This window comes from Pelistega ratti, assembly GCF_009833965.1.
GTDB classification, from domain to species: Bacteria; Pseudomonadota; Gammaproteobacteria; order Burkholderiales; family Burkholderiaceae_B; genus Taylorella; species Taylorella ratti.
Genome location: NZ_CP047165.1, coordinates 1,985,589 through 2,012,082, shown reverse-complemented (window position 1 = coordinate 2,012,082; position 26,494 = coordinate 1,985,589). Strand labels below are relative to the sequence as shown.

General features: G+C 38.6%; 15 protein-coding genes and 2 riboswitches. Of the genes, 4 read left to right on the top strand and 11 right to left on the bottom strand.

All coding sequences use genetic code 11. The annotated features are described in order from the left end of the window. Nucleotides 1–7 precede the first annotated feature (7 nt). Nucleotides 8–1,282, bottom strand: coding sequence for a Vi polysaccharide biosynthesis UDP-N-acetylglucosamine C-6 dehydrogenase TviB (gene tviB, locus F9B76_RS08750; RefSeq protein WP_159991773.1), 1,275 nt, complete (start codon nt 1,280–1,282; stop codon nt 8–10). Between the two features lie 96 nt (nt 1,283–1,378). Beyond that, complete coding sequence (locus F9B76_RS08745) at nt 1,379–2,452, bottom strand: MraY family glycosyltransferase (protein WP_159992175.1); 1,074 nt, start codon at nt 2,450–2,452, stop codon at nt 1,379–1,381. Nucleotides 2,453–3,134: 682 nt separating this feature from the next. Between F9B76_RS08745 and F9B76_RS08740 the strand changes: the two genes are divergently transcribed. The 4 genes from F9B76_RS08740 to alr all read left to right on the top strand — a co-directional run bounded on the left by F9B76_RS08740 (nt 3,135) and on the right by alr (nt 6,405). Then, nucleotides 3,135–3,560: an OsmC family protein gene (locus tag F9B76_RS08740; RefSeq protein WP_159991772.1), complete on the top strand. Its 426-nt coding sequence runs from the start codon at nt 3,135–3,137 to the stop codon at nt 3,558–3,560. Between the two features lie 12 nt (nt 3,561–3,572). Continuing rightward, nucleotides 3,573–4,373, top strand: a complete 801-nt coding sequence (locus tag F9B76_RS08735) for a thymidylate synthase (protein WP_159991771.1) — start codon at nt 3,573–3,575, stop codon at nt 4,371–4,373. A gap of 21 nt (nt 4,374–4,394) precedes the next feature. After that, on the top strand, nt 4,395–4,874 hold the full coding sequence (locus tag F9B76_RS08730) for a dihydrofolate reductase (RefSeq protein WP_159991770.1): 480 nt from the start codon (nt 4,395–4,397) through the stop codon (nt 4,872–4,874). A gap of 289 nt (nt 4,875–5,163) precedes the next feature. Beyond that, the gene (alr, locus tag F9B76_RS08725) at nt 5,164–6,405 is read left to right on the top strand and encodes an alanine racemase (protein WP_201289302.1); all 1,242 of its coding nucleotides are present in this window, start codon (nt 5,164–5,166) and stop codon (nt 6,403–6,405) included. Between the two features lie 103 nt (nt 6,406–6,508). On the opposite strand, the gene exaC is transcribed toward alr, so the two are convergent. The 9 genes from exaC to F9B76_RS08680 form a co-directional block, all read right to left on the bottom strand. Continuing rightward, complete coding sequence (gene exaC, locus F9B76_RS08720; protein WP_159991769.1) at nt 6,509–8,020, bottom strand: acetaldehyde dehydrogenase ExaC; 1,512 nt, start codon at nt 8,018–8,020, stop codon at nt 6,509–6,511. Between the two features lie 499 nt (nt 8,021–8,519). Beyond that, a complete protein-coding gene (gcvP, locus tag F9B76_RS08715; protein ID WP_159991768.1) occupies nt 8,520–11,396 on the bottom strand; it encodes an aminomethyl-transferring glycine dehydrogenase in 2,877 nt (958 codons plus the stop codon). 31 nt (nt 11,397–11,427) lie between these two features. Further along, nucleotides 11,428–11,799 (bottom strand): glycine cleavage system protein GcvH, encoded by a 372-nt coding sequence (gene gcvH, locus F9B76_RS08710; protein WP_159991767.1) that lies wholly within the window; start codon nt 11,797–11,799, stop codon nt 11,428–11,430. A gap of 53 nt (nt 11,800–11,852) precedes the next feature. Continuing rightward, the gene (gene gcvT, locus F9B76_RS08705; RefSeq protein ID WP_159991766.1) at nt 11,853–12,950 is read right to left on the bottom strand and encodes a glycine cleavage system aminomethyltransferase GcvT; all 1,098 of its coding nucleotides are present in this window, start codon (nt 12,948–12,950) and stop codon (nt 11,853–11,855) included. Nucleotides 12,951–13,007: 57 nt separating this feature from the next. Then, nucleotides 13,008–13,090, bottom strand: a riboswitch (glycine riboswitch). A gap of 38 nt (nt 13,091–13,128) precedes the next feature. After that, a riboswitch (glycine riboswitch) is annotated at nt 13,129–13,214 on the bottom strand. Between the two features lie 161 nt (nt 13,215–13,375). After that, nucleotides 13,376–14,242, bottom strand: coding sequence for a hypothetical protein (locus F9B76_RS08700; protein WP_159991765.1), 867 nt, complete (start codon nt 14,240–14,242; stop codon nt 13,376–13,378). After that, entirely contained in the window at nt 14,235–15,851 is a 1,617-nt protein-coding gene (locus F9B76_RS08695) for a VENN motif pre-toxin domain-containing protein (RefSeq protein WP_159991764.1), read from the bottom strand. The genes F9B76_RS08700 and F9B76_RS08695 overlap by 8 nt, the downstream gene beginning before the upstream one ends. A 39-nt stretch (nt 15,852–15,890) precedes the next feature. Continuing rightward, nucleotides 15,891–16,289: a hemagglutinin repeat-containing protein gene (locus F9B76_RS08690; protein ID WP_159991763.1), complete on the bottom strand. Its 399-nt coding sequence runs from the start codon at nt 16,287–16,289 to the stop codon at nt 15,891–15,893. A 19-nt stretch (nt 16,290–16,308) separates the two neighbouring features. Further along, nucleotides 16,309–17,181, bottom strand: coding sequence for a hypothetical protein (locus tag F9B76_RS08685; protein ID WP_159991762.1), 873 nt, complete (start codon nt 17,179–17,181; stop codon nt 16,309–16,311). Beyond that, on the bottom strand, nt 17,178–26,426 hold the full coding sequence (locus F9B76_RS08680; protein ID WP_159991761.1) for a two-partner secretion domain-containing protein: 9,249 nt from the start codon (nt 26,424–26,426) through the stop codon (nt 17,178–17,180). Before F9B76_RS08680 ends, F9B76_RS08685 begins: the two co-directional genes overlap by 4 nt. Between the last annotated feature and the right edge of the window lie 68 nt (nt 26,427–26,494).

Below are 26,494 nucleotides of genomic sequence, written 5' to 3'. Positions count from 1 at the left end.
TGCTATCCTATAAACGAATATCAGCATCTTCTGGTTTAAGCAGATATTTCAAATCATATAATATATGCTCTGGCTTACCAAATGCACGAATTGCCTCTACACCCATCTGTGCAAATTGTTCATGTGCAACCGCAAGGATAATACCGTCATATGCCCCTATATCAGGTGTTTTAATCGGGGTAATACCATACTCATGCTCTGCCTCTGCTGCATCTACCCATGGGTCATAAACATCAACATGGATATTATATTCCGCTAACTCTTTGACAATATCAACAATACGAGTATTACGAATATCTGGGCAATTCTCTTTAAATGTTAATCCCATCACTAAAACACGGGCTTCTTGTACCTGAATACGGCGCTTAGTCATTGCTTTAACTAATTGCGAAACGACATAAGAACCCATTGAATCATTAAGACGGCGACCTGCCAAAATAATCTCTGGGTGATAGCCAATGGATTGTGCTTTATGGGTGAGGTAATAAGGATCAACACCTATACAATGTCCACCAACAAGTCCTGGACGGAAAGGCAGGAAATTCCATTTAGTACCTGCGGCTTCTAATACCGCTTGTGTATCAATACCAAGACGATTAAAAATAAGTGCCAGTTCATTAATAAGGGCAATATTAACATCACGCTGTGTATTTTCAATTACTTTTGCGGCTTCTGCCACACGAATACTACTTGCTTTATGTGTTCCTGCCACAATAATAGATGCATAAAGGGCATTGACTACTGTTGCAATTTCTGGTGTTGAACCAGAGGTTACTTTCTTAATGGTAGAAACTCGGTGTTGTTTATCCCCTGGGTTAATACGTTCTGGACTATAACCTGCATAGAAATCAACATTATATTTAAGTCCTGATGTTTTCTCTAAGATAGGCACACAAACTTCTTCTGTTGCCCCCGGGTAAACCGTTGATTCATAAATAACAATATCACCCTTTTTAAGCACCTTCCCAATCGTTTCACTTGCTTTGACTAAAGGGGTTAAATCAGGTTGCTTATAATCATCAATAGGGGTCGGTACTGTCACAATAAATGTATTTGCCTTAGCCAGTTCATCACTTTCAGCACTAAATGTTAAATGTACTGCTTCTTTTAACTCTTCCGAAGAGACTTCTAGCGTATGATCAACTCCTGATTGTAGCTCTGCAATCCGTTTTTTATTAATATCAAAACCTAATACATCACGTTTTTTACCAAACTCAACTGCTAATGGTAAACCTACATAACCTAAGCCAACAATGGCTAACTTAATATCTTGTAATTGCACTTTAAACCTCTTAGAGAGCAAAAAATAATTTTAGCAAAATCACATTATCTATAAATGCAAAGTATCCCTAAAAATACGCATTTATAGTTCTATTTATTACCGTTTATCCAACCCTGATGACAATAAAAGCCATTTAGGACTACGCCACTTCACCAATCTTGAATAAAGCCAAACATATAACACAGAGAAAAGTAACATTCCTCCACACAATAATAAGGTATTATCCCAAAATAAAGTAGCTGGGACAAGATTCACTAAAGCTAATATCCAGAGATAAGGCGATGTTAAGGCATTGCAAAGATAAAGAGGAATTTCTTTTCCTTCTCGATTAAATGTTTTCTGTACTAAACGGCGAAAGATAAGCTGATGTAAATGTAAGGCATCAGGCTGATCGACTGGTACACCTCGTTTAAATTTGCGTCGCCAGATAGAGAATAGGGTCTCAAAAACGGGGTAAAACAAGACAGCCAAAGCATAGAACGCAGAAACAGATGGATTACGCATCACTAACAAGACAGCTAACTCTGCCAATACGAATCCAATAAAATAAGCGCCGCCATCTCCTAAAAAAACACGTCCAAAAGGAAAATTCCACACAAAAAACCCTGCAATAGCAGAAGACATCGACAAGGCAATTGTGAAAACAGCCATATCCCCTACTTGATAGGCGACTAAAGCAATGGATACTGACATCAATACCGATACCATAGAGGCAAGCCCATTCATCCCGTCCACAAGGTTTAATGCATGGGTACAGCCTCCAACAGCAACCACCGTAAAGAGTAAAGAAACAAACCAGAAACTAAAGAGATAATCAAATACCTCTACCCCCACACGGCTAACGCCACCAAAGAACCACCATGCAATCGCCGCAGAGATAAAGGCAGCTAAAAGTCGTTTACCCGCCCCAACATCTTTGGTAACGTCTTCAAGAATACCCGCACCAAAGACAGGCAAAGAAGCCACAAACAACGCAGGCCATAACCAATGTAAGGTCATATTGTCTGGTTTTCCCCAAACCAATAACCCCGCCAACGTACCTGCAAATACAGCAAGTCCCCCTACTCTAGGGGTTGATGTTTTATGAGACGCTTGAGGTTTATCAAGATCATAATCCCCAGTAAAACGCCCATGCCAACGCTCTGATAAAACAATTAACCCACCTACCATAAAGGCGGTTAAAGCAACATATAAATAATGTAATGATATTGACACAACTTTATCCAATAATAAGGGTATCAATAACCCTTTATCTTACCCATCTATACGAGTTAATTAATCAGTACATAGTATCATTTAAATAAGTAAGTACCATTCTGTTGTCTATTATATTAGCTTGAATTACACTGTTCGTGTGTAATCTGCATAAGAAAATATTTCAAAATCCTTCTTACGGATAATCTATTTTGAGAGACTCCTATACATCTTAACCATAAATGTAAAAAATCAAATCCCTACTATCATTAGTGCTTTTTTACAACTTTATTAGGGTTTCTACCTATTTTTTCTTGCTTTTCTTTTTGAAAGCTGTCATAATACAATCATTGATGGTTAGGTCCATCTACAGTTGTCTCCTCCACCCTCCTCCTTTGGTGGATTTTGCCCAAAGCCGCAAGGTTTTGGGCTTTTTTTTGCTTATTATCCTTTATTTACAATAACTCACTATAAAAACAGACAAGCACCAACATCATATTGGCAAAATAAAACAGCTACCTCCCCTAATATCAATGGATAAAAATAATTTTTAACACTTATATATTGAAAAGACTTATTTCATCGTATCGCTTTCCTGCTTATCGACTAAGTTTCTGGGTATAATAAACGTATTTCATTACTTGTAAAAGGCATCTTCATGCAATGTGCTATTGAATGGGATAATGCCAATGGTATGCTCTTTATCGCACAAACAGATAGTGGGTATCGTATCACGATGGATAGTGCATTAGATAGCCATCAGCATCTAGCGGCAAGTCCTATGGAATTATTACTGAGTGGTGCTGGCGGTTGTGCAGCATCAAATGTGGTTGTTATTCTTAAACATAGCCAACAAGATATTAGTCGTTGCCTAGTCAATATCACCGCAGAGATGAATAGTACACACCCAAAGGTATTTACCCATATTCACTTTCACTTTACGGTAATAGGAAAAGCATTAGAAGCACATATTGTAAATAGAGCCGCCAAACGTGCACATGATAAATATTGTTCAGCTATTGCGATGCTCGAAAAAACAGCCACTATTAGCTATAGCGTCTCTATTGAAGAAACACACTCTTAGTCAAGGATTATTATGAGCTCCCACCAATACGAAGATTTAATGCGTCATGTTTTTGAACATGGTGTGAGTAAAACAGATCGAACGGGTACAGGAACACGGTCTGTCTTTGGTTATCAAATGCGATTTAACCTTCAAGAAGGTTTTCCTATGGTAACGACCAAAAAACTTCATACGAAAAGTATTTTTATTGAATTACTCTGGTTCTTACGTGGCGATTCTAATGTTCGTTGGTTACAAGAAAGAGGGGTTACTATTTGGGACGAATGGGCAGATACAGACGGTAATCTAGGCCCTGTTTATGGGGTACAGTGGCGGAGCTGGCCTACCCCTGATGGACAGCATATCGACCAAATTAGCCAAGTTATTGAGCAAATTAAAAATAATGCTGACTCTCGCCGTTTGATTGTTTCTGCATGGAATGTTGCTGAAATCAGTAAAATGAAACTCCCACCTTGCCATGCTTTTTTCCAATTCTATGTAGCAGAGGGCAAACTCTCTTGCCAACTCTATCAACGTAGTGCCGATATTTTCTTGGGCGTTCCTTTTAATATTGCAAGCTATGCTTTATTAACACATATGGTGGCGCAACAATGTGATCTTGAAGTAGGGGATTTTATTTGGACTGGGGGTGATTGCCATCTTTATAGCAATCATTTTGAACAAGTCAAAGAGCAACTTTCTCGAGATCCCTTTCCCTATCCTACTTTACATATTAAACGTAAACCTGCCTCTATTTTTGATTATGAATATGAGGATTTTGAGATTCTGAATTATCAACATCACCCTCATATTAAAGCACCTGTTGCCGTGTAGATTTTTTATAAAGTGTATCAAATGAGTATTAATATTATTGTCGCCTATAACCAAAAACATATTATTGGTAAAGACAACACAATGCCATGGCATTTACCTGCTGACTTAGCTTATTTTAAAAAAACAACGATGGGATATCCTGTTATTATGGGAAGAAAAACAAGAGAATCCCTTGGTCGCCCTCTACCGGGTCGTCTTAATATTGCTATTACCCGTGATACACATTATCAAGCAGAAGGGACACAGATTGCCCACTCACTTGAAGAAGCTATTAAACTGGCACAAGCTGAAAACAACACTATCTTTATTATTGGTGGAGGTGAAATCTATCGACAAGCACTCGCTTTTGCCGATAAGGTTTATGCGACTGAAATTTATTCTGATATAGATGGCGATACGGCATTTCCTATTCTTGATAAAACACAATGGAAAGAAGTATCACGTCATTCACAACCCCCTCAAAACGGCTTAGCATTTGACTTTGTGGTTTATGAACGTTAGGTATTGATAGTCTATAGTGATAGAACACCACCATAAATAGTTCATATTCATAAAGTACAAATTTTTAGTATATTTTGATCACCTCTTCTATTATCACCAATACGATATAGGTATAGCTATACCTTTTTCTCTCAACTCAATAAATCGGTAATTCGGTATTCCTTTAGTGATTATATAAATAGAAGATAATTACCTCTGAACAATATAATAGGATAAATACGCATATCAATAGGAAAATACTTTCTATAGAATAACTAAAATCACTTACTTATTTTCTTAGGAGTTTATAGTGAAGTTTTCTTATTCAGTATTAGCTATTTGTCTTACTTTCTCTTTTGCATCAACTACATTTGCAGCCCCTCCCCTCTCATTTAAAGGGCAATTACCTACTCAAGCTATTAACCAGTATGCCAATGCGTGGCTCGAAATTGATACACAAGCTTTTGAAGATAATCTAGCCACCTTACAAAAGCAACTAAAGGGGAAATCTCAAATTTGTGCCATTATGAAAGCAGATGCTTACGGAAATGGTATTGATTTATTAATGCCCTCTATTATTAAAATGGATATTCCTTGTATCGGTATTGCCAGTAATGAAGAAGCACGTATTATTCGTGCTCATCATTACAAAGGAAAAATTGTCCGTGTTCGTTCAGCTACCTTAAATGAAATAAAAGATGGGATGCAGTACGATATGGAAGAACTCATTGGTGATTTAACGCAAGCTCAATCTATCAATCACTTAGCAAAAGAAGCAGGAAAAACAATACATTTTCATCTTGCCCTTAATTCAGCAGGTATGGATAGAAATGGAATAGATATGACAACAGAAAGGGGTAGGCAAGAAGCGATTGATATCACCAAACTTCCCCATCTTTCTATCATAGGCATAATGACGCATTTCCCCGAGGAAGATAAAGATATTATTCAAAAAGATTTAGCTCAATTTACACATGATACTGATTGGCTTATCAGTAATGCTCAACTTAATCGCCAACAATTAATATTACATGCCGCTAATTCTTATGCAACGCTAACTGTACCAGAATCACATTTAGATATGGTACGCCCTGGAGGATTGCTTTATGGTGATTCTATCCCTAGTCATACTGAATATAAGAAAATTATGTCTTTTAAATCAAGAGTAGCCAACATTAATCATTACCCTAAAGGTTCTACCGTTGGTTATGATCGTACCTTTACACTACAAAGGGACTCTTTACTCGCCAATTTACCCTTTGGTTATTCTGATGGTTATCGCCGTGCTTTTACCAATAAAGGCTATGTCCTTATCCGTGGTCATAAAGTCCCTGTAGTCGGGAAAGTCTCCATGAATACCACTATGGTGGATGTGACTGATTTTCCTGATATACAAGAAGGAGATGAAGTGGTTATTTTTGGCAAACAAGGTAATATAGAAGTCTCTCAAGCAGATATTGAAGAAATTAATGGTGCATTATTAGCAGATCTTTATACGGTCTGGGGAAATTCAAATCCTAAAGTTAAAAAATCTGATATAGAGAAACATTAAAAATCTTACCCATCTTCAGAGCATAAAGAATACATAAGAAAAACAATAGGGTGAGCTAATAAGCCCACCCTATTCCAATATTAAGAGAATACTACAATACGAATTAGAAGAATCCTAACGCTTTTGGTGAGTAGCTTACTAATAAATTCTTCGTTTGTTGATAATATCCAAGAATCATTTTATGTGTTTCTCGACCAATACCTGATTTTTTATACCCACCAAATGCCGCATGAGCTGGATAGATATGGTAGCAATTTGTCCATACACGACCCGCTTGAATAGTACGTCCTGCACGATATGCGGTATGAATAGAACGAGACCATACACCAGCCCCTAATCCATACATTGTATCGTTCGCAATACGCATAGCATCATCAAAATCTTTAAAGGTTGTTACGGATAACACAGGTCCAAAAATTTCTTCTTGGAAAATTTTCATTGAGTTATCACCTTTAAAGATTGTCGGTTCGATATAGAAACCTTCACCTATTTCTTTACGCTCTGCTCCACCTGTTAATAAAACAGCACCCTCATCTTTACCCATTTGGATACAACCCAGAATTTTATTCTGTTGTTCCAAAGAAGCTTGAGCACCAATCATTGTTTCAGTGTCTAATGGATGACCTGTTTTAATCCTTTTAACACGTTCAATAGCTTTTTCAAGGAATTTATCCGCAATGCTTTCTTGCACCAAAGCGCGTGATGGGCAAGTACAAATTTCACCCTGATTTAAGGCAAACATACTAAAACCTTCTAACGCTTTATCAAAGAATTCATCTTCCTTATCCATCACATCTTCAAAGAAGATATTAGGTGATTTACCCCCTAATTCTAATGTTATAGGAATGATATTTTCAGCTGCTGCACGCATAATAAATTGACCAACACGTGTAGAACCAGTGAAGGCAATTTTAGCAATACGAGGGCTACTTGCTAACGCTGCACCTGCTTCTTCGCCAGAACCATTAATGATATTTAAAATACCGGGTGGTAATAAATCTTGGATAAGCTCTACTAACACCAAAATACTTACGGGGGTCTGCAATGCAGGTTTCATCACAATACAATTACCTGCCGCTAGTGCAGGAGCAATCTTCCATGCTGCCATCAGAATAGGGAAATTCCACGGAATAATCTGACCCACAACACCAAGTGGCTCATGGAAATGATAAGCCACAGTATCATCATCTATTTCAGCTAAATGCCCTTCTTGAGCACGGATACAACCGGCAAAATAACGGAAATGATCAATTGCCAAAGGAATATCTGCTGCTAATGTTTCACGAACAGGTTTACCGTTATCCCATGTTTCAGCAACAGCAAGTGTTTCTAAATGGGCTTCAAGACGATCAGCTACTTTCAATAAAATATTCGCTCGTTCAGCAGGAGAGGTTTTACCCCATTTCTCTTTTGCCTTATGTGCCGCATCTAGTGCTAATTCCAAATCTTCAACACTTGATAAGGCGACTTTTGTAAATACTTTCCCATCAACAGGTGAGATATTATCAACATATCTGCCTTTTACTGGCGGCACCCATTTACCATCAATAAAGTTATCATAAACGGCTTTAAAATGAACTTTTGAACCTTCTTTATTGGGATCAACATAACGCATAACCAGACTCCTTTTGTCTTTCGTTAAATAAGCACAAAATCAATTTATTGTATCTACACCCTTTTTACGACAATTATTTTAAGTCCTAAATAAGTAAGTGATAAACAAATCAATTTGTGTACTATGATTGTAGCAATCCCCCCATTAAATCTCAATAAAGGTTTACACCACATTATGGTTTATATTGATAAATAATAAAAATAGATATTTATTTAACTATTGCTTATAAGAAAAATATAGTTCCTTACTCAAAAGGGCATCATAACAAATCAGCAAGTTTTTAAACCAAACAAGAAAATACTATACATTACCATGCTTTCTATCTATTTATTTTTATCTTAAACCAATCAAGAAGAAGCCTAAAATCAATATACTAAAGATCAAGACAAATTTTAATTATGTGTGTTTTAAGTATTTAATACTCTCTTTTCTACAAAATGCCAAAATAAAAAAGCGGTGTTAATACACCGCTTTTTATTGACTGTAGATTATGCTTTATCTATTTTGATTCATATTCCTCAATTGAGGGGCAAGTACAAATCAAATGACGATCACCATATGCATTATCCACGCGAGCAACAGGACTCCAGTATTTATTGAGTGGGTCCATACCTGCAGGATATGCCGCTTCTTTACGAGAATACGGATGAGTCCATTCTTCTGATAATAAGCTTTCTGCAGGATGAGGTGCATTTTTCAACACATTATCATTGGCATCTACTTCACCTTTTTCCACTTGAGCAATCTCAGCACGAATCGCAATCATCGCATCAATAAAGCGATCTAATTCTCTTAGACCCTCTGACTCAGTAGGCTCTACCATTAAAGTACCAGCAACAGGGAAACTCATGGTAGGAGCATGGAAACCATAGTCAATTAAGCGTTTTGCAATATCATCTACCGTAATACCAGAACTATCTTTAATTGGGCGTACATCAAGAATACACTCATGTGCTACTCGACCATTACGACCACTATAAAGCACTGGGTAATAAGGTGCTAGGCGTGTCGCAATATAGTTAGCATTTAATAAAGCCACCTGTGTTGCTTTCTTCAGCCCATTGACACCCATTAGGGCAATATAAACATAAGAGATAGGTAGAATACTTGCTGAACCAAAAGGAGCTGATGATACAGGCCCCACTACCTCATCTTCTGATAACTTACCTTGTTCATCTACGATACCGGGTAAGAATGGTGCTAAATGCTCTTTCACCCCGATAGGACCTACACCTGGGCCACCACCACCATGAGGAATACTAAATGTTTTGTGTAAGTTAAAGTGTGATACATCAGAACCAAACCAACCTGGTTTTGCCAAGCCAACAAGGGCATTCATATTTGCCCCATCTAGGTAAACCTGACCTCCTGCCGCATGGATTAAATCACAAATTTCAACAATACGCTCTTCAAATACACCATGAGTAGAAGGATAAGTAATCATAAAGGCAGCAAGGCGATCACCAACTTGAGCAATCTTGACCTTTAAGTCATCTACATCAACATTACCTTGACTATCAGAAGCAACTACCACAACATCCATACCCGCTAAAGTAGCTGATGCTGGATTAGTACCGTGAGCAGAGGCAGGAATTAAGCAAACATTACGTTGTGCTTGACCCATTGATTGATGATAAGCACGAATCGCTAATAAACCAGCATATTCACCTTGCGCACCAGAGTTAGGTTGTAAGCTAATCGCATCATAACCTGTAATTTCACAAAGTGCTTCGCTAAGACGCTCAAATAAAATGCTATACCCTTCTGCTTGATCATCAGGAGCAAAAGGATGGATATTGCAGAATTCTGGCCAAGTGATAGGAATCATTTCTGCGGTTGCATTGAGCTTCATCGTGCATGAACCTAATGGAATCATACTACGATCAAGCGCTAAATCCATATCAGATAAGTGGCGAAGATAACGCAACATATCTGTTTCAGAATTGATGCTTGAGAAAATAGCTTGTGTCAAAATAGCACTTTGACGAGCCACTTCTGCAGGAACAGCAATATCTGCGTCTGAATCAATCACATCATCGATATCAACAGGCTCAACAGCCAATGCTTCTGCAATAATATTAATTAACTCTTGTACATCTGCCAAAGAAACTGTTTCATCTAATGAAATTGCAACACTTGTTGGACTTACATTGCGAAGATTAATACCATTCTCAAGAGCAACCGCTAAAATAGTCTGTGCTTTTTCAGATTCAATTTGTAGCGTATCAAAGAATCGCTCATTCACCACATTAACACCCATTTGTGCCAATGCTTCATTTAGAATAAAGGTACTTGAATAAATACGCTGAGCAATCGCACGAATACCTTTAGCACCATGGTAAACTGCATACATACTTGCCATTACAGCTAGCAATACTTGAGCAGTACAAATATTAGAAGTGGCTTTTTCACGGCGAATATGTTGTTCACGGGTTTGCAACGCAAGACGTAATGCTTTTTTACCTTGAGCATCAACAGATACCCCTACTAAACGTCCAGGCATAGTACGTTTTAAAGCATCTTTAGTTGCCATATAACCTGCATGAGGCCCACCAAAACCAAGTGGAATACCAAAACGTTGTACGCTACCGACTGCAATATCAGCACCCCATTCACCCGGCGCTTTTAAAATAGCCAGAGATAATAGATCAGCGGCAACAGCTACAATGGTATTTTGAGCATGAGCCTGTTCACAAAAATGTTGATAATCAACGACTTCACCCAAGCTGTGAGGGTATTGTAATAATACACCAAAACATTCTGGAAGACCTTCTAACTCATCACCGATAACAACCTCAATACCTAATGGTTTTGCACGTGTACGAACCACTTCTTGTGTTTGTGGGTGAACGTGTTGAGAAACAAAGAAAACATTACTTTTCGATTTAGATGAACGGCGAGCTAATGTCATTGCCTCTGCGGCGGCTGTACCTTCGTCTAATAACGACGCATTAGCTACATCTAAACCTGTTAAATCCACCACCATAGTTTGGTAGTTTAATAAGGCTTCTAAACGACCTTGAGAAATTTCTGGTTGATAAGGTGTATAAGCCGTGTACCAAGCTGGATTTTCTAAAACATTACGAAGAATCACATTGGGTGTATCTGTACCATAATACCCTTGCCCGATATAGCTACGATAAACGACATTTTCACTCGCAATCTCACGTAATTCTGACAATACATCAGGCTCTGTACGTGATTCTTCTAAAGCTAACTCTTCTTTTAAGCGGATATTATTGGGAACGATTTCATCAACCAATTCATCTAAAGAATTAACCCCAATCGTTTTGAGCATATGAGCTTGCTCTTCCGCATTTGGTCCAATATGACGACCGACAAACTCTTCTGTTTGATCAATATGTGTGTGCAACATGATTTTTTCCAATCTTTATTTTAAGGTTAAACTAAGCTTGTGCTTGATAGTCAGCAGCACTTAATAAACCATCATAATCAGCTGGATTACTTGGTTTGATTTTGAAAATCCAGTTAGCATACGCATCTTGATTGACTAAATCAGGGCTACTTTCTAATGCTTCATTAAAAGCAACCACTTCGCCTGCAACAGGGGCATAAATATCAGAAGCCGCTTTAACAGACTCAACTACAGCAGCTGTTTCACCAGCAGCAAGTGTTTCGCCTACTTTAGCATCACCCACAAACACTAAATCACCTAATTGGTCTTGTGCATCATGTGTAATACCTACAACAAATACATCACCTTCTTTTAAAACCCATTCATGTGATGCTGTATATTTACGATCTTCAGGTAAACTCATTTTTTAACTCCTAGATTAAAAGCCACGTTGCACACGTGACATAAACAAAAAAACTATTCCACTAAGGCCTTACCATTACGAACAAATGGTAATGTTGTTAGTACAGCAGGCAGCCATTTACCACGGATTTCTACCTCAACAGTATCGCCCGCCTTAGCCGCTTCTGGCATACGAACAAAACCAATTGAAAAACCCAATGTAGGCGACATTGTACCACTGGTGATTTCACCTTCTCCACTGGCTCCACGTACTTTCATATGTGCACGAACAACGCCACGCTCTAATAATTTAATCCCTAAGAAGGCATTACGCTTGGGATTATTTGTTAATACATCACGTCCTACAAAATCACGTGACTCATCTTTAAGGCTTACTGTCCATGCTAAACCGGCTTGGAAGGGTTGAATCTCTTCATCCATATCCTGACCATAGAGATTCATACCTGCTTCTAAGCGTAAAGTATCACGCGCTCCTAATCCGCACGCTTGAACACCAGCAGCGGCAAGGTCTTTCCAGAAAGCAACTACATCACTACTTGGAACAATAATTTCAAAACCATCTTCACCTGTATAGCCTGTACGTGCTACCATCGTATTTTCATCAATACGAGCAGCGTTAAAAGGGGTAAGTGATTCTGAAGCTGCTTTCCATTGAGGGCGAATAGACCATACAATCTCACGCGCTTGTGGTCCTTGAACAGCTACCATTGACAAATCATGACGTGGTGTAATAGTTACATCTAAACCTTTTGCTTGTTCTTGCATCCATGCTAAATCTTTTGTGGCTGTACCCGCATTGACAACTACACGCCATTGGTCTAAAGCAAAGAAATAAATAATCAAATCATCAATAATACCTGCTGATGGATTTAACATGCAGCTATAAAGTGCTTTACCTGGTGTTGCAATTAATTTTTGTACGTCATTAGCCACCAATTTACGTAGGAAAGCATAAGCATCTGCCCCTACCACATCAACATTAAGCATATGGGAAACATCAAACATACCCGCCTTATTACGTACAGCATGATGTTCTTCAATTTGTGAACCATACGAAATAGGCATTTCCCAACCACCAAAATCAACTACTTTGGCACCAAATTCTAAATGGGTATCAAATAAAGCTGTACGCTTTAAAGAAGCAGAAGTCATAAAAGCTCCTAAACAAAAACTATAGAGGATACATAGAGACTAGCTCTTGTATATAAAAAAGCCCCCTCTGTCCATTTGCCTGAGAGTTTATGATTCACCTTCGGCGCTTGCTATACGCAAGTCTCTCCAGAGTACTCATTGCATTGAAAATACTCAAAGTATAGGGAAGTATTTTTATGCTTGCTGTGCCGTACTTTTACCTGAGCGATTATGGGTTTTTACGCCTTCGGTGGCAGCTAAACTGCACTCTCCCACACAGCATTTCATAAGTAAGCATATTGTAATCTATTTTCACGATTTCTATGGTGTTTTTACTTTGTATTACAGGGATTTCCCTAGGGTTTATAAAAAGTAGGGGGCTACTATCTTAAATAAAATATCTAAAAGAAAGTTTTATAAAATACACTCTTAAATATATGATTTAACTATAAACCACAATATAAATAACCTTTATGAGTCGGTTTTGTCCACTTTTGATAGTCAAGAATAATTGCAACAGATAATACATTAGGGAATGCTATATTTATATTTTCGTTTAACTTTTCTATCTTTTTTTCAAAATAAATATCACCTTTAAAAATACTTAAAGTTGATAAATATTTTGGTTTAATTTCTAAAATTTCATATCGAGTATTTACCGTTGAAGGAATAAAAGATAAAAAATTAACCATAAAAGGATACTCTTTTAATTTAGAAAGCATCAATTCATCAAACCAATAGATATCATCATAAGTAATTTTTTGATTATCAATTCTTTCTGGAAGCAAAATATAATAACTAACATTTCTAACTATTGATAATGTTATTCCTTTAAAAAACAGTTTATTTATTTCTGAAATTTTAGTATCAATATTATCAGGGTATAATTCTGACAATATTTTATATAAACTTTCTTCAATAGTTTTTTGTTTATTTCTATGTGAAAGATAAGAAATATTATTTTCTTTAATTTGAATTAAATCTGGAAAGTCACTCACTTTTATCCAAATAGGGAACTGTCCTCTCCCCAAAAAGCATAATAAAAAACTTAACACAATAATAAAAATTATTTTTTCAATTTCAATTTTATACGTCTGTATTGCTATACAATGTATTGCATAAAAGACTATTATCAAGGACAAAAATACTGCTAATTTTAAACTATTAGAAATATCTTTTTGAATAGGTTTTTGGATAATATTGATAAGTTTTAATAATAAAAAAACTATTACCCCTACAAAAAAATCTGCAATTTGGGATAACCTTCCTTTGCTTTTATTACTTTGAGACTGATAGACTAACATTTTATTCATTATCCTCTATTTTTTTAGAAAAATTAAAAATTATCTTATCTTTATCATCTAAATAATAAGAGGCACTTTTTGAAACCCCCTCACCAAGAAAATAATTTTCTATAAAACCTAATCCACTCATAGATTTATTAATAAGGAAATTAGATGTTCCCATAGATTTTTGCATTACATCATATTTTTTACCTACTAATATACCAAGAGATAAATCATATAATAAGTTAGATTGTTTATAATCAGAATTCAAAATATAACTTGTTGCTATACCTGATGATACTGATTCAGATGCCATTACACCATATGATTTACCTACATTTAATACTCCATTAATAATAGAAGGACTTAAGAATCTACTATATCCTACCCAAGATCCAGGTACGACCAATGTTCCTGCCACTGTAGGGATACCTGCCATTACAAGAATACCATCTTTCATGCCGGCATCAAATCCATCTCTTCTTGTATAGGCTTGTAAATCCTGATTAATTTGTTCTACTGTTTTTCCATTCTCAATACCTACTTGTACTAAAGAAGTAGCTCCAGGTCCCCAATTGGATATATTGCTCCATGCTCCATAATTAGGTACAAGTGCATTATTCTCCACCGCCCGTTTACCAATCTCACTACTGGTAATAGCACTCTGGAAGTTATCCCCTACGGCTACGCCACTTAATCCTGCTACCACTTGGCTAAGTGCTGAAATGGTTTCTTTCTCTTGTTCCGTGAGGGCTTCTGGGGATTTCTGGTAGAGTTTATCGGCAATAATATGGGCGGTTGTTTCTCCTACCACGGCACCTGCTGCACCTGCTAGTTCATTAGTGTTCAGCATCTTGGCTTCCACTGCCCCCAGTATGGCATGGGCGACGGTATTGGCAAAGAAATTTACTTTATTGGTGGCTTTATCGGTTGTGGCTTCTTTAATCGCTTTATTTAAAAATGGGGATAATCCACCCACAATTGCCGCATTGGTATTACCGGTGGCTAAGCCTTGTAATACACCCGTTGCTGCTCGGATACCCAGTTGTAGGTCACTGCCTTTGCCATAACTGTTAATCGTTTCTGTAGCACGGTTAAGTTGCTCTGTATAGTAAGCTCTTTGAGCAGAGGTCAGTGGTTGGTCTTTCAGGGCTTTTTCTGCCGCTACTTTGTCCGCTTCGGCTTTATCCAACATGTGTTGTAAGGCAATCGTGATTGTATTTTGGCTGATTTCACCTATCACTTGTGCCATCTCCATTCGCTCTTGCGCATCTGCTTTATCGAAGAGCTGTACCTTATTATTTGCTCCTTCTTTATCTCGTCTGATATTATCAGGGATTGAGCCTTCTTTCACATTGAGCGAAATATTTTGACCTATCACACTATAGGTGGTACTGCTATCCTCTTTATGGATATTGCCTCCTACAACACTGGCTGCTGTTCCTACCGCTGACCAGGCATTTTGTAGAGGATTAGTGGATACCCCTACACTGGCACTTTGTACCTTAATTTCACTTTGGTTCAGGATATTCTCTGCCGTTAAGGTTTGAGTAGTAAAGGTATTTTTATCCGCTGGAGCGGTGCTATCAATAATACCCCCTTTTAGGTGGGTATTATTCCCTACGGTAATCGTCATTCCCCCTTGTCCTGCGTTAAGACCACTTTGGGTGTGTACTTATTGGTAGTTCAGCTTGGCTTTGCTATGCGAGGCATTAAAGGATGCCCCTGATCCTGTGCCTGAGATAACCGCACTTGCCCCTACACTGCCTTGGGTATGTTTACTCTTATGGCGATTGGTATCTTGCTCACTTTCAATCGTCAGATTTTTTTGAATATCCGCTTTGATAGTCTCGGCTTGAATGCTTGCCCCTTTAAGGGTGGTATCCCCTTGGGTACTAAGGTTTAGGGTATTGGCTTTAAGTGCTATCAGCTGATGGGTAACGGTATCGGTGTTTTCTCGTCCTTTGCCTTTTTGGGCGCTTGCCTCTATACCGCCACCATAATTTGAGCCTGATACCGCCACAAAGCCTTTCCCCTTAATATAACTGATTTTTTGGTTAGTATTATATAGCATAGGATATAATGCACTTTTACTAAAAATTTTCCATATAAGGTGAAAAATCAAACTCCTCATTACTTCCAGAAAAAATATGTGCACCATAGTGATCAATAGCTGTTACAGGATCAACTAATTTTTTAATAGTAAAAACATCTGCATTTTTAATAACATACAACTCAGGAGAAGTTTGTCCTACAAATGAACTAACAAAAACTTGCGAACCGATAGGATCAAAACTCGCACTGGGTCGTGAATCAAAGAGGTTTCGTAAACAAATATATCTCTCTTCATGCGCTGTATAATCATCAAAATTATTCAATGAAACAACTTTTTTATTAAACTTTTCTTCTAAAAAAGCATATTCTTTTATCTTTAAGGCATCTGCTTCTTCATTACAATATAACACCCCCCCTAATAGACCTTGAGAAGATTTTGGTAAGCGACTTTTAAAAATAGGCATAGTAACATCTTCTGCCTGATTCCATTCGTCAATACGATAGAGCCAAGAGGTTAGGATTTCTTTTGGAATAATTTTATCATCCAATATTAATGAATTCCCTATTTTTTCATAAGGATTTTTTGTATATTCTATATAAAATATTTTTTCATTTATTAAAAACCCCATCTGGGTAATATCACTAATAAAAGGACGATTCTCAGGTGTTATTTTCTTAATCGCATAAAAAAATTGAGACTCCAATAATACCTGATAAGTTTTAGGTTGATATGTTTTAAAGGGTTCAATTAAGCTATCTTTTACATTGTCATATTCTAAAAGATAATTAATTGGATCATATGATTTATCAGAATCATTTCGCCAATAAATTTCAGCTTCTAAAGCTTTTTGTAAATCCCAAAAAACATAATCAAACGATTTCTCAAGCTTCTCTTGATTAAAATAAGTCATTTTTTAATTCCTTTTTGCTTTAATTCATCTTCAATCATCTTTTTTATTAATCTTTGCTGTCCCTCAAGAATCATTTTATATTCAGGACTCACAGGTATTCTTTGACCATTTTGATTAATCGTTGTCCAACCGCCATTAATAAACTCAACTTTTTTTCCTTTTGATATATTGAGAGGTAAAGGCATAGGTTGCAAATTATCTGCATGATTAATTAATTGGTTCTGTTCTGCTTTTGATAATTTATGAAAATCAGGGATATAGTTTTTAATATAATCTCTCGATAAGACATGATCCACTGAGGGTATTGAGCCATCTGGAAATGGTTTTAACTGACCATCAATAGGGTCTCTATACATTACTTGTCCTTTCTCATTCACCCATCTACCATGCCACTTCTCATCCAGATTTCCATATCGTTGATTAAAATCACAACAATTAGCATTGTGAACCCAGATTCCCCATTGTCCAATATGGTAGGTTCTAAAAGATTCCACTTCTATATTATAAACTGTTGCTTTTTCCTCTAACGCTTTTTGGCTAACAATTCGTAATCCCTCTTGACCGTCTCGGTCAAGTAGTACCATTCCCTCTTTGAGTAAAGCAGCTTTTACCCAGCCCTCCCCCTCTACATAAAACGGGTGTTCTGCTGTGGTATAGTGTTTTTCTACCTCTCTTTGTGTATTTTCAATCACTACCTCATATAAGGATTGGTTTGGTGTTGCTTTATGGGCAATAACGGGTTTATAGTCATACATCTCTCCAAACTCATCTCGTGACCAGACTAATTCTCCAAGCTGGATCTGTTCAATGGGTCTTAAGCCTTTCTTCGTTTGTACCATTGTCCCTGCTACAAAGCATGCTGTAGTAGGGCATATTTCACTCATTTTCTTCTGAGATGCAACATTTACATTAGGTTTAGGATAAACCTGTAACTTATCTATCTGTGTAGTGGTATGTTTTAAAAATTGTTCTACTTTATTAACAACAGGCACTGCAGGGGCTACCACTAGCGCACCTTCTATAACCCGTACTGTACCCTCTAATACATTACCTTTATAAATTTGGCTTACCCCTTGCCCTAGTATATAACTACCTGCTACAACATCAATTGTTGCACCTACTTTAGCTAAAGTACCTCCGCTAGACGTTAAAATAAAAGGACTAAGCTCATTGGATACTTTATATTCCCACGTAGTTGACCAGCCGATTCTCTTTCTTGCCGCCTCTAAGGCTTTACTTAATTCGCCTCTTTCTACTTTACCCCATTTAACAGGGGTTGATAAAAGACGTTGTACCTCTTCTACATTACCTTGTGAGGCAACATCAAGATAAATAGCAAGTTGCTCTTTTTCCTGTGCTGTTAAGCTATTAGGGTTTTCTTGATACCGTGCTAATAGCATATCCGATATATTATCTTTATCATTGAGTTGCAGTAATTTTTCTGCCTCCCGCTCAGTTAATGTACCTCTTCGAGAAGCAGTATCCACTAATTGATTACGTTCTTTCAGCTCTTGTTGGCTTAGGAAATTATTCTCAACCGCCCGTTTACCAATCTCACTACTCACCACCGCACTCTGGAAGTTATCCCCTACCGCTACTCCACTTAATCCTGCCACCACTTGGCTGAGGGCTGAGATGGTTTCTTTCTCTTGTTCCGTGAGGGCTTCTGGGGATTTCTGGTAGAGTTTATCCGCAATGATATGGGCGGTTGTTTCTCCTACCACGGCACCGGCTGCACCTGCCGCTACATTGGTATTCAGCATCTTAGCTTCTACTGCACCCAGTATGGCATGGGCGACGGTATTGGCAAAGAGATTCACTTTATTGGTCGCTTTATCGGTGGTGGCTTCTTTAATCGCTTTATTCAAGAATGGCGATAAGCCTCCTAAAATTGCCGCATTGGTATTACCGGTAGCTAAGCCTTGTAATACACCCGTTGCTGCTCGGATACCCAGTTGTAGGTCACTGCCTTTGCCATAGGTATTAATTGTTTCTATATTACGGTTAAGTTGCTCTGTATAGTACGCTCTTTGAGCAGCGGTTAGCGATTTATCTTTTAGGGCTTTTTCTGCCTCTGCTTTTTGTGCTTCGGCTTTATCCAACATGGGTTGTAAGGCAATCGTGATTGTATTTTGGCTGATTTCACCTATCACTTGTGCCATCTCCATTCGCTCTTGCACATCTGCTTTATCGAAGAGCTGTACCTTATTATTTGCTCCTTCTTTATCTCGTCTGAGATGATCAGGGATTGAGCCTTCTTTCACATTGAGCGAGATATTTTGACCTATCACACTATAGGTGGTACTGCTATCCTCTTGATGGATATTACCTCCTACAACACTGGCTGCTGTTCCTACCGCTGACCAGGCATTTTGTAGAGGATTAGTGGATACCCCTACACTGGCACTTTGTACCTTAATTTCACTTTGGTTCAGGATATTCTCTGCCGTTAAGGTTTGAGTAGTAAAGGTATTTTTATCCGCTGGAGCAGTGCTATCAATCATACCCCCTTTTAGGTGGGTATTATTCCCTACGGTAATCGTCATTCCCCCTTGCCCTGCGGTAAGACCACTTTGGGTGTGTACTTGTTGGTAGTTCAGTTTGGCTTTGCTATGTGAGGCATTAAAGGATGCCCCTGATCCTGTGCCTGAGAAAACGGCACTTGCCCCGACACTGCCTTGGGTATGTTTACTCTTATGGCGATGGGTATCTTGCTCACTTTCAATGGTGAGGTTGCCTTGAATGTCCGCTTTAATGGTATCGGCTTGAATGCTTGCCCCTTTAAGGGTGGTATCCCCTTGTGTACTGATGTTTAGGGTATTGGCTTTTAATTCGGTCAACTGATGGGTAACGGTATCGGTGTTTTCTCGCCCTTTGCCTTTTTGCGCAGAGGCTTCTATCCCTACACCATAGTGTGAGCCTGATGCCGCCACAAAGCCACCTACATTCCAACCACTGTGCTTACTCTGGCTACGTTGGCTTACTGTATCGGCAATCGATTGTAGGTGTAGGTCGTTGGCACTGTTTATATCAAGGGTATCTTGGGCTGTCAGGTTAGCCCCTTTAAGCTGTATATCCCCTTGGGTGGTCGTAAGCTGCACTTGTTTACCACTAAGATTGCTCGCTTGGTGCAGGATTTGTTCCACTTGATTCGTTTGCTTAGATTGGCTTGACCCGATACTCACCGCCAGTTTAAAGGAGGGATTACTAATATCCCCTTTGCTCATCGCTTCATTACCCATTAAGGCATCAAGGGTATTGACGGCTGCCCCAGCGGCTCTATCTGCCAGTATTAGCTCTTGAGCGGCTTTGACTTTATACAAGCTACTCAATTTATCATTCTTCACCGATTGGCTACGTTGCAGACTCCGGTTCATTTTTTGTATCATGTCCACCGCTGGCGCAGAAAGTGATAGGCTGATGCCTGATTGTTTAACGATATGCTCTTCTTTCTGTTTAAAATGGTCTTTGCCTGCTTCTATCGACAGGGTTTTACCTCGTAGGGTAAGGGTATTGCCTGCGATGGTATCCGTACCTATAACATTGACGTGATTCCCTGCTTGTACGGTCACATTACCCCCAATACTGCCTACCACACTTCTGGCATCACTTTGTGTCCAACCCTCTTGTTCGGTACGGCGTGATTGGGATTGTTTGCCAATGGTAACGCCTACACCACCGCCACTACTCGGTAAAATACCTGAACGGGTTTTCTGGGTATAGTGGATCTCTTTTTGGTAGTTGGTATCGGCAGTGATGTCAATATTGTTGCCGGCTTGGATAAAGAGGTCATTATCCGCTATCGCTTGTAAGCCTGTTGCTTGTATATTATGACCTGCGGAAAGTACTATATCTTTTGCTTGAAGTTGTGTTCCTTCTTGGGTTATCGCTTGGTGTTGGTTAAAGACTGTTTCACTACGCTTAGCAACCGTATTTCCACTTTTATAATGATGATAGGTTTCTACTTCTTGGTGAGTGGTTGCCCCTTTCAGCACCATATCATTCTCTGCATGAGCAATAAGACGAGCTCCTTCCCAACTCGCACCCTCTGTCTGAATATCTTTTGCTTTTAACACAACACTACCGCCACCCTTAATATGGCTAATGATTGCCTTTTGTTCTTTTTCATGGCGGTAGTGGTTTCCTTTACCCATCTTTTCATCAAATCCGACACGCAGTGTATCTTGCTTAAGGGTTTGATTCACGCCAAGATAGGTAAGCCCTTTTCCTGCATTAATCATATCCGCACCCTTAGTATAAATATTTTCTGCTTGGATCTGAAGTGTCCCATTCTCTCCTTTGGTATAGACTAAGGCTTGACGGGCTAAGTGGGTACTGCTCCGCGTAAAGTGTGATAGGTTAATATGGTTTGTTATACTCGTACTTTCATGGGTAAAATCACCCCCTACTTGCATCAATACGGCATCAGTGCCTTCGATAACACCGCCTTTATTGACCAGATTCTCTACTGTTTTAATACTGACAGTATCCCCTTGAATATGTCCTTCATTTAATAGATTTTTTGCGGTTAAGTGTGTTAATTTTTTGGCGGCAATCGTACCCCTATTTGCTAAGGCATGCACAGATAAATCAATCACATCACCTGACAGTAAACTACCTTGTCCATTTAAATCTCCCTTTTGTACAACCGCATAGACCCGAGGCACGATAACCTTAATCTTCTCTCCTGTGGGTAAGCTAACAGCTTGCTCTTCAAACCACACGATATCTGAAGTCAGTTGAGCAACATGGGTGGCACTTAGGGCAATACCCGGTGTTAAATTAAACCGCTGCGCAAAATGAATGCCGTTATCCATCAAGGCTTTGTATTGCATTTCTAAATCACGGTAATTACCTAAGAACATTCTCCCTGTCAGTTGATGGACTTGGTCTCTCACTAAGCGTTGTTCATAGTATCCATCTCCTAATCGTTTTAACACATTGGTTGGATCTACTCGAAGGGCTTTAAACATATAATCACTACTTAACCACTTTTGACGATTCGTAAAGTAGGGGTCTGTTTCTATCAATACATGACTATTTACGGCTGGGTTAAGTCGATATAAACTACTTGTCGGTAAATGCGTATCCGCACGCATATAACGAATTTCTTGTTTTTGTCTATCTGTATGCACCGTATCTTTTTCTCCCATCACGTGTTGTGGAGAAATGATTGAAATAGTTTCTTTTTGTAGATCAGCCTTTTCTGTAATAGGGGTCATCACGGTATAGGCTTGGGTTGAAGCTTGATTAAGTGATAACGGTGTTTCTGTCCTTCTTAAATGCGACTGACGACCACCCCATTTGCGTTGATGATAACGTTTGACGCCTCCTCTCCACTTTGTTCGTGTCCATTCTTGATTACCAATATCATCCACTTGGATAATGCCCCACTCTTCTTCATTATGAACCATTGCTGTAAAATTATCAGGATTGTAGATACGTCCCGATGCGACTATTTGGCTACGATTATTTTCGATATCACCGCTAAAAGTAAGATCTCCCTCACTCACTATTTTACCGGGATGGGTTTCTTTTACCTGCGTTTGTCGCTTAATTCGCTGTGTAATATAAATATCCCAAAAATCATAAAATTCTCTACCGGCTAATTTTCGATTATGTTGATCAATAGCGTTATTTAATTGCTCAAATACCTCCCCATTTTCTGCCATCCAATCCATATAGGGTTTCATCTCTTCTGAATAGGCTATCAATTTAGCCATATAGTCTGCCATGGCTTTCTTATACTGCTCTACCGCATTTTCATACGCTTTTACGCGTTTTTGATAGCTTTCATTACTCTCTCTTCTACCTTTTCTTCTCGGTTTTTTAGGTTCTTCAGGTTCCTCTAACTCATGCAGCTCCTGTGATAACGAGGGTAAGTTAGGCATATCTGTCTTCGGTGGTGTAATATTAAATGCTGCCCAAACAGGGTCATTAGTCTTATAAATTGCCTCTGGTGAGGGTGCACAACCACTACGGGTTGCTTCATCTGCACATACCTCTTCATTCGGCATAGGTAACATCACACCATCAATACTACCATCAGCAGGTCGCTTTTTGGGTTTAGCATTTTTATACACCACTTTACCCGCTCGGCTATATGGTGCCCAGCGTAACTGGTCAAAAGAAATACGCTCTTTTGATTGGGGATCTCTATCACTGACTAAATAATGTTCATCAACCTCCTGATTATCTACCTCTTCGAGTGCTGTACGCAAACGGGCATTTTGGTTTTCTACCTTTTTACTATTTAATATGACACCACGCCCCTCTATCAAACCGCCCAGATTAGTGAGGCGATCACTTTGCCCTTGCGCTTGGTGTTGCGTATCAAGTGTACGACCAAAAACAAGTTGTCCTTGAGACGTTATCGTACCGCCCACACCATTAAAGGTATCATCTTGTGTAAAAACCGTTTTACTATTTTCAATCTCAGCACTCGCTATATCTAAACGATTTTTAGCCGCTATCACAGCAGACTTTATCACTCCATCGGCTTGTAATTCATCCGTATTGATAATCTTATGCCCGGCTTGTAAGGCTACTTTTCCACCATAAATACGCCCTGTACCGATATTACTAAGGTTATTTCCTGTCTTAAGTATGGTTTGCTCTGTACCCAGGATAAGCCCTCGATTGACGATATCATATTGAGTAACAAGGGTTGTTGATTTTCCTTGTATTTTCCCTGTTGGTGTATTATTCATCGCTTGAGCGGTCACCTCTACTTTCCCATCGGATAATAGTCCTGCACGATTAATAAATTGACCTAAAGTATGAATAGACAATAACGCTCGACCGATAATATCTTTATGTACCTCCATATCCTCTTTTAAAAGAATATGGGTTCTTTCAGAGCCAATATCACCATCTCCCGTTAGAGATTTGGCATTAATCTTTAATGAATCGACACCTTGAATAATACCTTCTGTATTGATAATAGACACATTAGGTGCTGTCAGGGTAAGGTTTTGGGTAGCCAGTAATTCACCGTGAGTATTCTGTAACGTATCGGCTAGTGTCAGTACCATATCAGAGAGTGCATAAATGCCTCCTCCCTTATTATCCAATGTAGCCGTATTTATTTGAATATGATCACCAGATACCCCCTGTTTTAGAACTATCTGCTGTGTTTTAGTATCTCGATTATTCAAGTGCTGTGTCGTCATAGAAAGTTGTTGTTGGGCTTGAATAAATGAACCTTTTTCAGCCACTTTCTGATTATCAATTTGTTGCGTTACCGCTAAACGGGCATTTTCATCTGCGATGATAAATCCCTCTTTATTATCCAAACGTATCGCTTCTATATCCAAATGCTTTGCACTTGCCACATGACCTTTTTGATTATTAATATGCTGTGTAATACTGAATTGCATATTTTTATCAGATACCATCCAACCCTCTTGATTATCCAGCGATTTCGCTTTAATAGTCAGTGATTCACCTGCTAATAAACTACCGCCTTGGTTATTCAAGTGTTCTGCTTGTTGTGATAAGGTAAAGTTGCCTCCCGTAAAAATAAGCCCTTGCTGATTATTTAATCCTTTCGCTAATGATAACGTCAGTGGATGACTACCTTTACTTACCCATTGTCCCTGTTGGTTATCTACTTGCTTTGCATTGGCTTTAATTGATTCTGCTTTTAGCTTAGCTTGCTGGGTACTAAGTAACTGAGGTGTATTTAACTGTAATGTATCACTCGCTACTACTGTCGCTTTATCTAAAGTCATTGTCGATTGATGTGCATCAAGTATAATGGCTTTTGCACGGGTTTGACTCTCTGCCAGATCGACTTTATTAGCACTTGCCTTGAATTGCCCTGTTGCGATATTTTTTCCGTTTGCCCTCAAATCCTGTTTTGCTTCTAGTAATATATCACGTGATTGAGAAGACGGGTCAAAGGTAAGATGTGTTTGTCCATATTCCTCTTGAAGACTCACACCCGCCGCAATAGCAGATTCTTTGCTTGCTTGGATAAAGGGGGCTTGATAATGAATATGACCTTTTGCAACCGTTATCCCTTGTTGTTCAATCATATCATTTGCTTTAATATCAATATTTTCTTGACGAGTAATCACGAGTCCTTGCTGTGTAATATTTTTTGCTTGTAAACGAATATTACCTTGCTGACTATCTACATCCCCTTGATGATGAATCTGCTTTTTGGCATTAAGAACAATATGATTTTTGGCATTAATAATACCCTTATTCGTAATATTGCCTTGTGAATCTATCACCACTTGACCAGCAGATGCACCAATATGTCCTGTATTACGCACACCCAACCCATCACCATTATCAATCAATTGAATGCGCTGTGCATACATACCGCCTAGCTGACTGACATCAACCGAATAAGTCGGTGAATTTGAAGTAGCATCTAACTGATTTTTCTCTTGAGAGGGTGCAATATGTACTATTTTTTCATGGGTACGATTAACCTTATTTTTGCCTGTTGTCACTTTAAGATCATTTCCCCATATACCACCCTCTATAAGAACCTTTTCAGCAATAATATCGGTATAATCAACTCGGCTATTATCCATCCCTCCTTTAGCCACACTCAACGTCCCTCTTTCCACTTGAAAACCTTGTAATTCTCCTTGATGAAATTGTGGTTTTCCCGTTGTAAAAGTACCTCTACTCGCATTAATCATACCGCAACCATCACAATGGATACCTGATGGATTGGCAATAATCACCTCTGCCTTTTTACCTGCTACTTCAATATAGCCCTTTAGTTGGCTAGGATGATTTGAATTGACCTCATTTAAAATAATCTTTGCCTCACCACTAGCAAGGTTAGGGTTCCCTTGCACCCAACCTGCTTGTTGGGTTTGTACCGCTTTAGGTGCATTATTGAGGATAGCACCTTTTTCTGCTACATCAAACTGACTGTATTGATTATGAGAGAGTCCCTGTGCATTGGGTGTTTGAATATTAACCTGTGGCAATCCATTTGCCGTTTGTAAAATAGTCGCCTGTTGATGTCCAGGCGCTTGCTTATCTGCTCGAATCGCCCTCTCATCAGCATAAACAGGTGATATGACCACAGCACCCCATGCTAGCATAAGAGCGAAATATATTGTTTTTATCACACTACTACATAGACTATTTTGAGTTGGGTAGCTCATTTGCGCTGAGGCTTGTACTATTCTACCCCGGGATTTAATAAGTTCTGATACCACTACAAACTGATTTAATACCTTACTGAAGATAACCCGATAACAATGTTTATTCATAAAACCCACTTTTCCTCTTTCTAAAATGATAGGGTAAAATACGCTACGCTTTTATCATCCATCGGTGA

Excerpts from the sequence above, each read along its gene's own strand:
- gcvP (WP_159991768.1), bottom strand. The coding sequence starts at position 11,396 with ATGTTGCACACACATATTGATCAAACAGAAGAGTTTGTCGGTCGTCAT.
- F9B76_RS08745 (WP_159992175.1), bottom strand. The coding sequence starts at position 2,452 with ATGGTAGGTGGGTTAATTGTTTTATCAGAGCGTTGGCATGGGCGTTTT.
- F9B76_RS08730 (WP_159991770.1), top strand. The coding sequence starts at position 4,395 with ATGAGTATTAATATTATTGTCGCCTATAACCAAAAACATATTATTGGT.
- F9B76_RS08690 (WP_159991763.1), bottom strand. The coding sequence starts at position 16,289 with ATGCTATATAATACTAACCAAAAAATCAGTTATATTAAGGGGAAAGGC.
- gcvT (WP_159991766.1), bottom strand. The coding sequence starts at position 12,950 with ATGACTTCTGCTTCTTTAAAGCGTACAGCTTTATTTGATACCCATTTA.
- F9B76_RS08695 (WP_159991764.1), bottom strand. The coding sequence starts at position 15,851 with ATGACGATTACCGTAGGGAATAATACCCACCTAAAAGGGGGTATTATT.
- F9B76_RS08700 (WP_159991765.1), bottom strand. The coding sequence starts at position 14,242 with ATGAATAAAATGTTAGTCTATCAGTCTCAAAGTAATAAAAGCAAAGGA.
- F9B76_RS08685 (WP_159991762.1), bottom strand. The coding sequence starts at position 17,181 with ATGACTTATTTTAATCAAGAGAAGCTTGAGAAATCGTTTGATTATGTT.
- gcvH (WP_159991767.1), bottom strand. The coding sequence starts at position 11,799 with ATGAGTTTACCTGAAGATCGTAAATATACAGCATCACATGAATGGGTT.
- F9B76_RS08680 (WP_159991761.1), bottom strand. The coding sequence starts at position 26,426 with ATGAATAAACATTGTTATCGGGTTATCTTCAGTAAGGTATTAAATCAG.
- F9B76_RS08740 (WP_159991772.1), top strand. The coding sequence starts at position 3,135 with ATGCAATGTGCTATTGAATGGGATAATGCCAATGGTATGCTCTTTATC.
- F9B76_RS08735 (WP_159991771.1), top strand. The coding sequence starts at position 3,573 with ATGAGCTCCCACCAATACGAAGATTTAATGCGTCATGTTTTTGAACAT.
- exaC (WP_159991769.1), bottom strand. The coding sequence starts at position 8,020 with ATGCGTTATGTTGATCCCAATAAAGAAGGTTCAAAAGTTCATTTTAAA.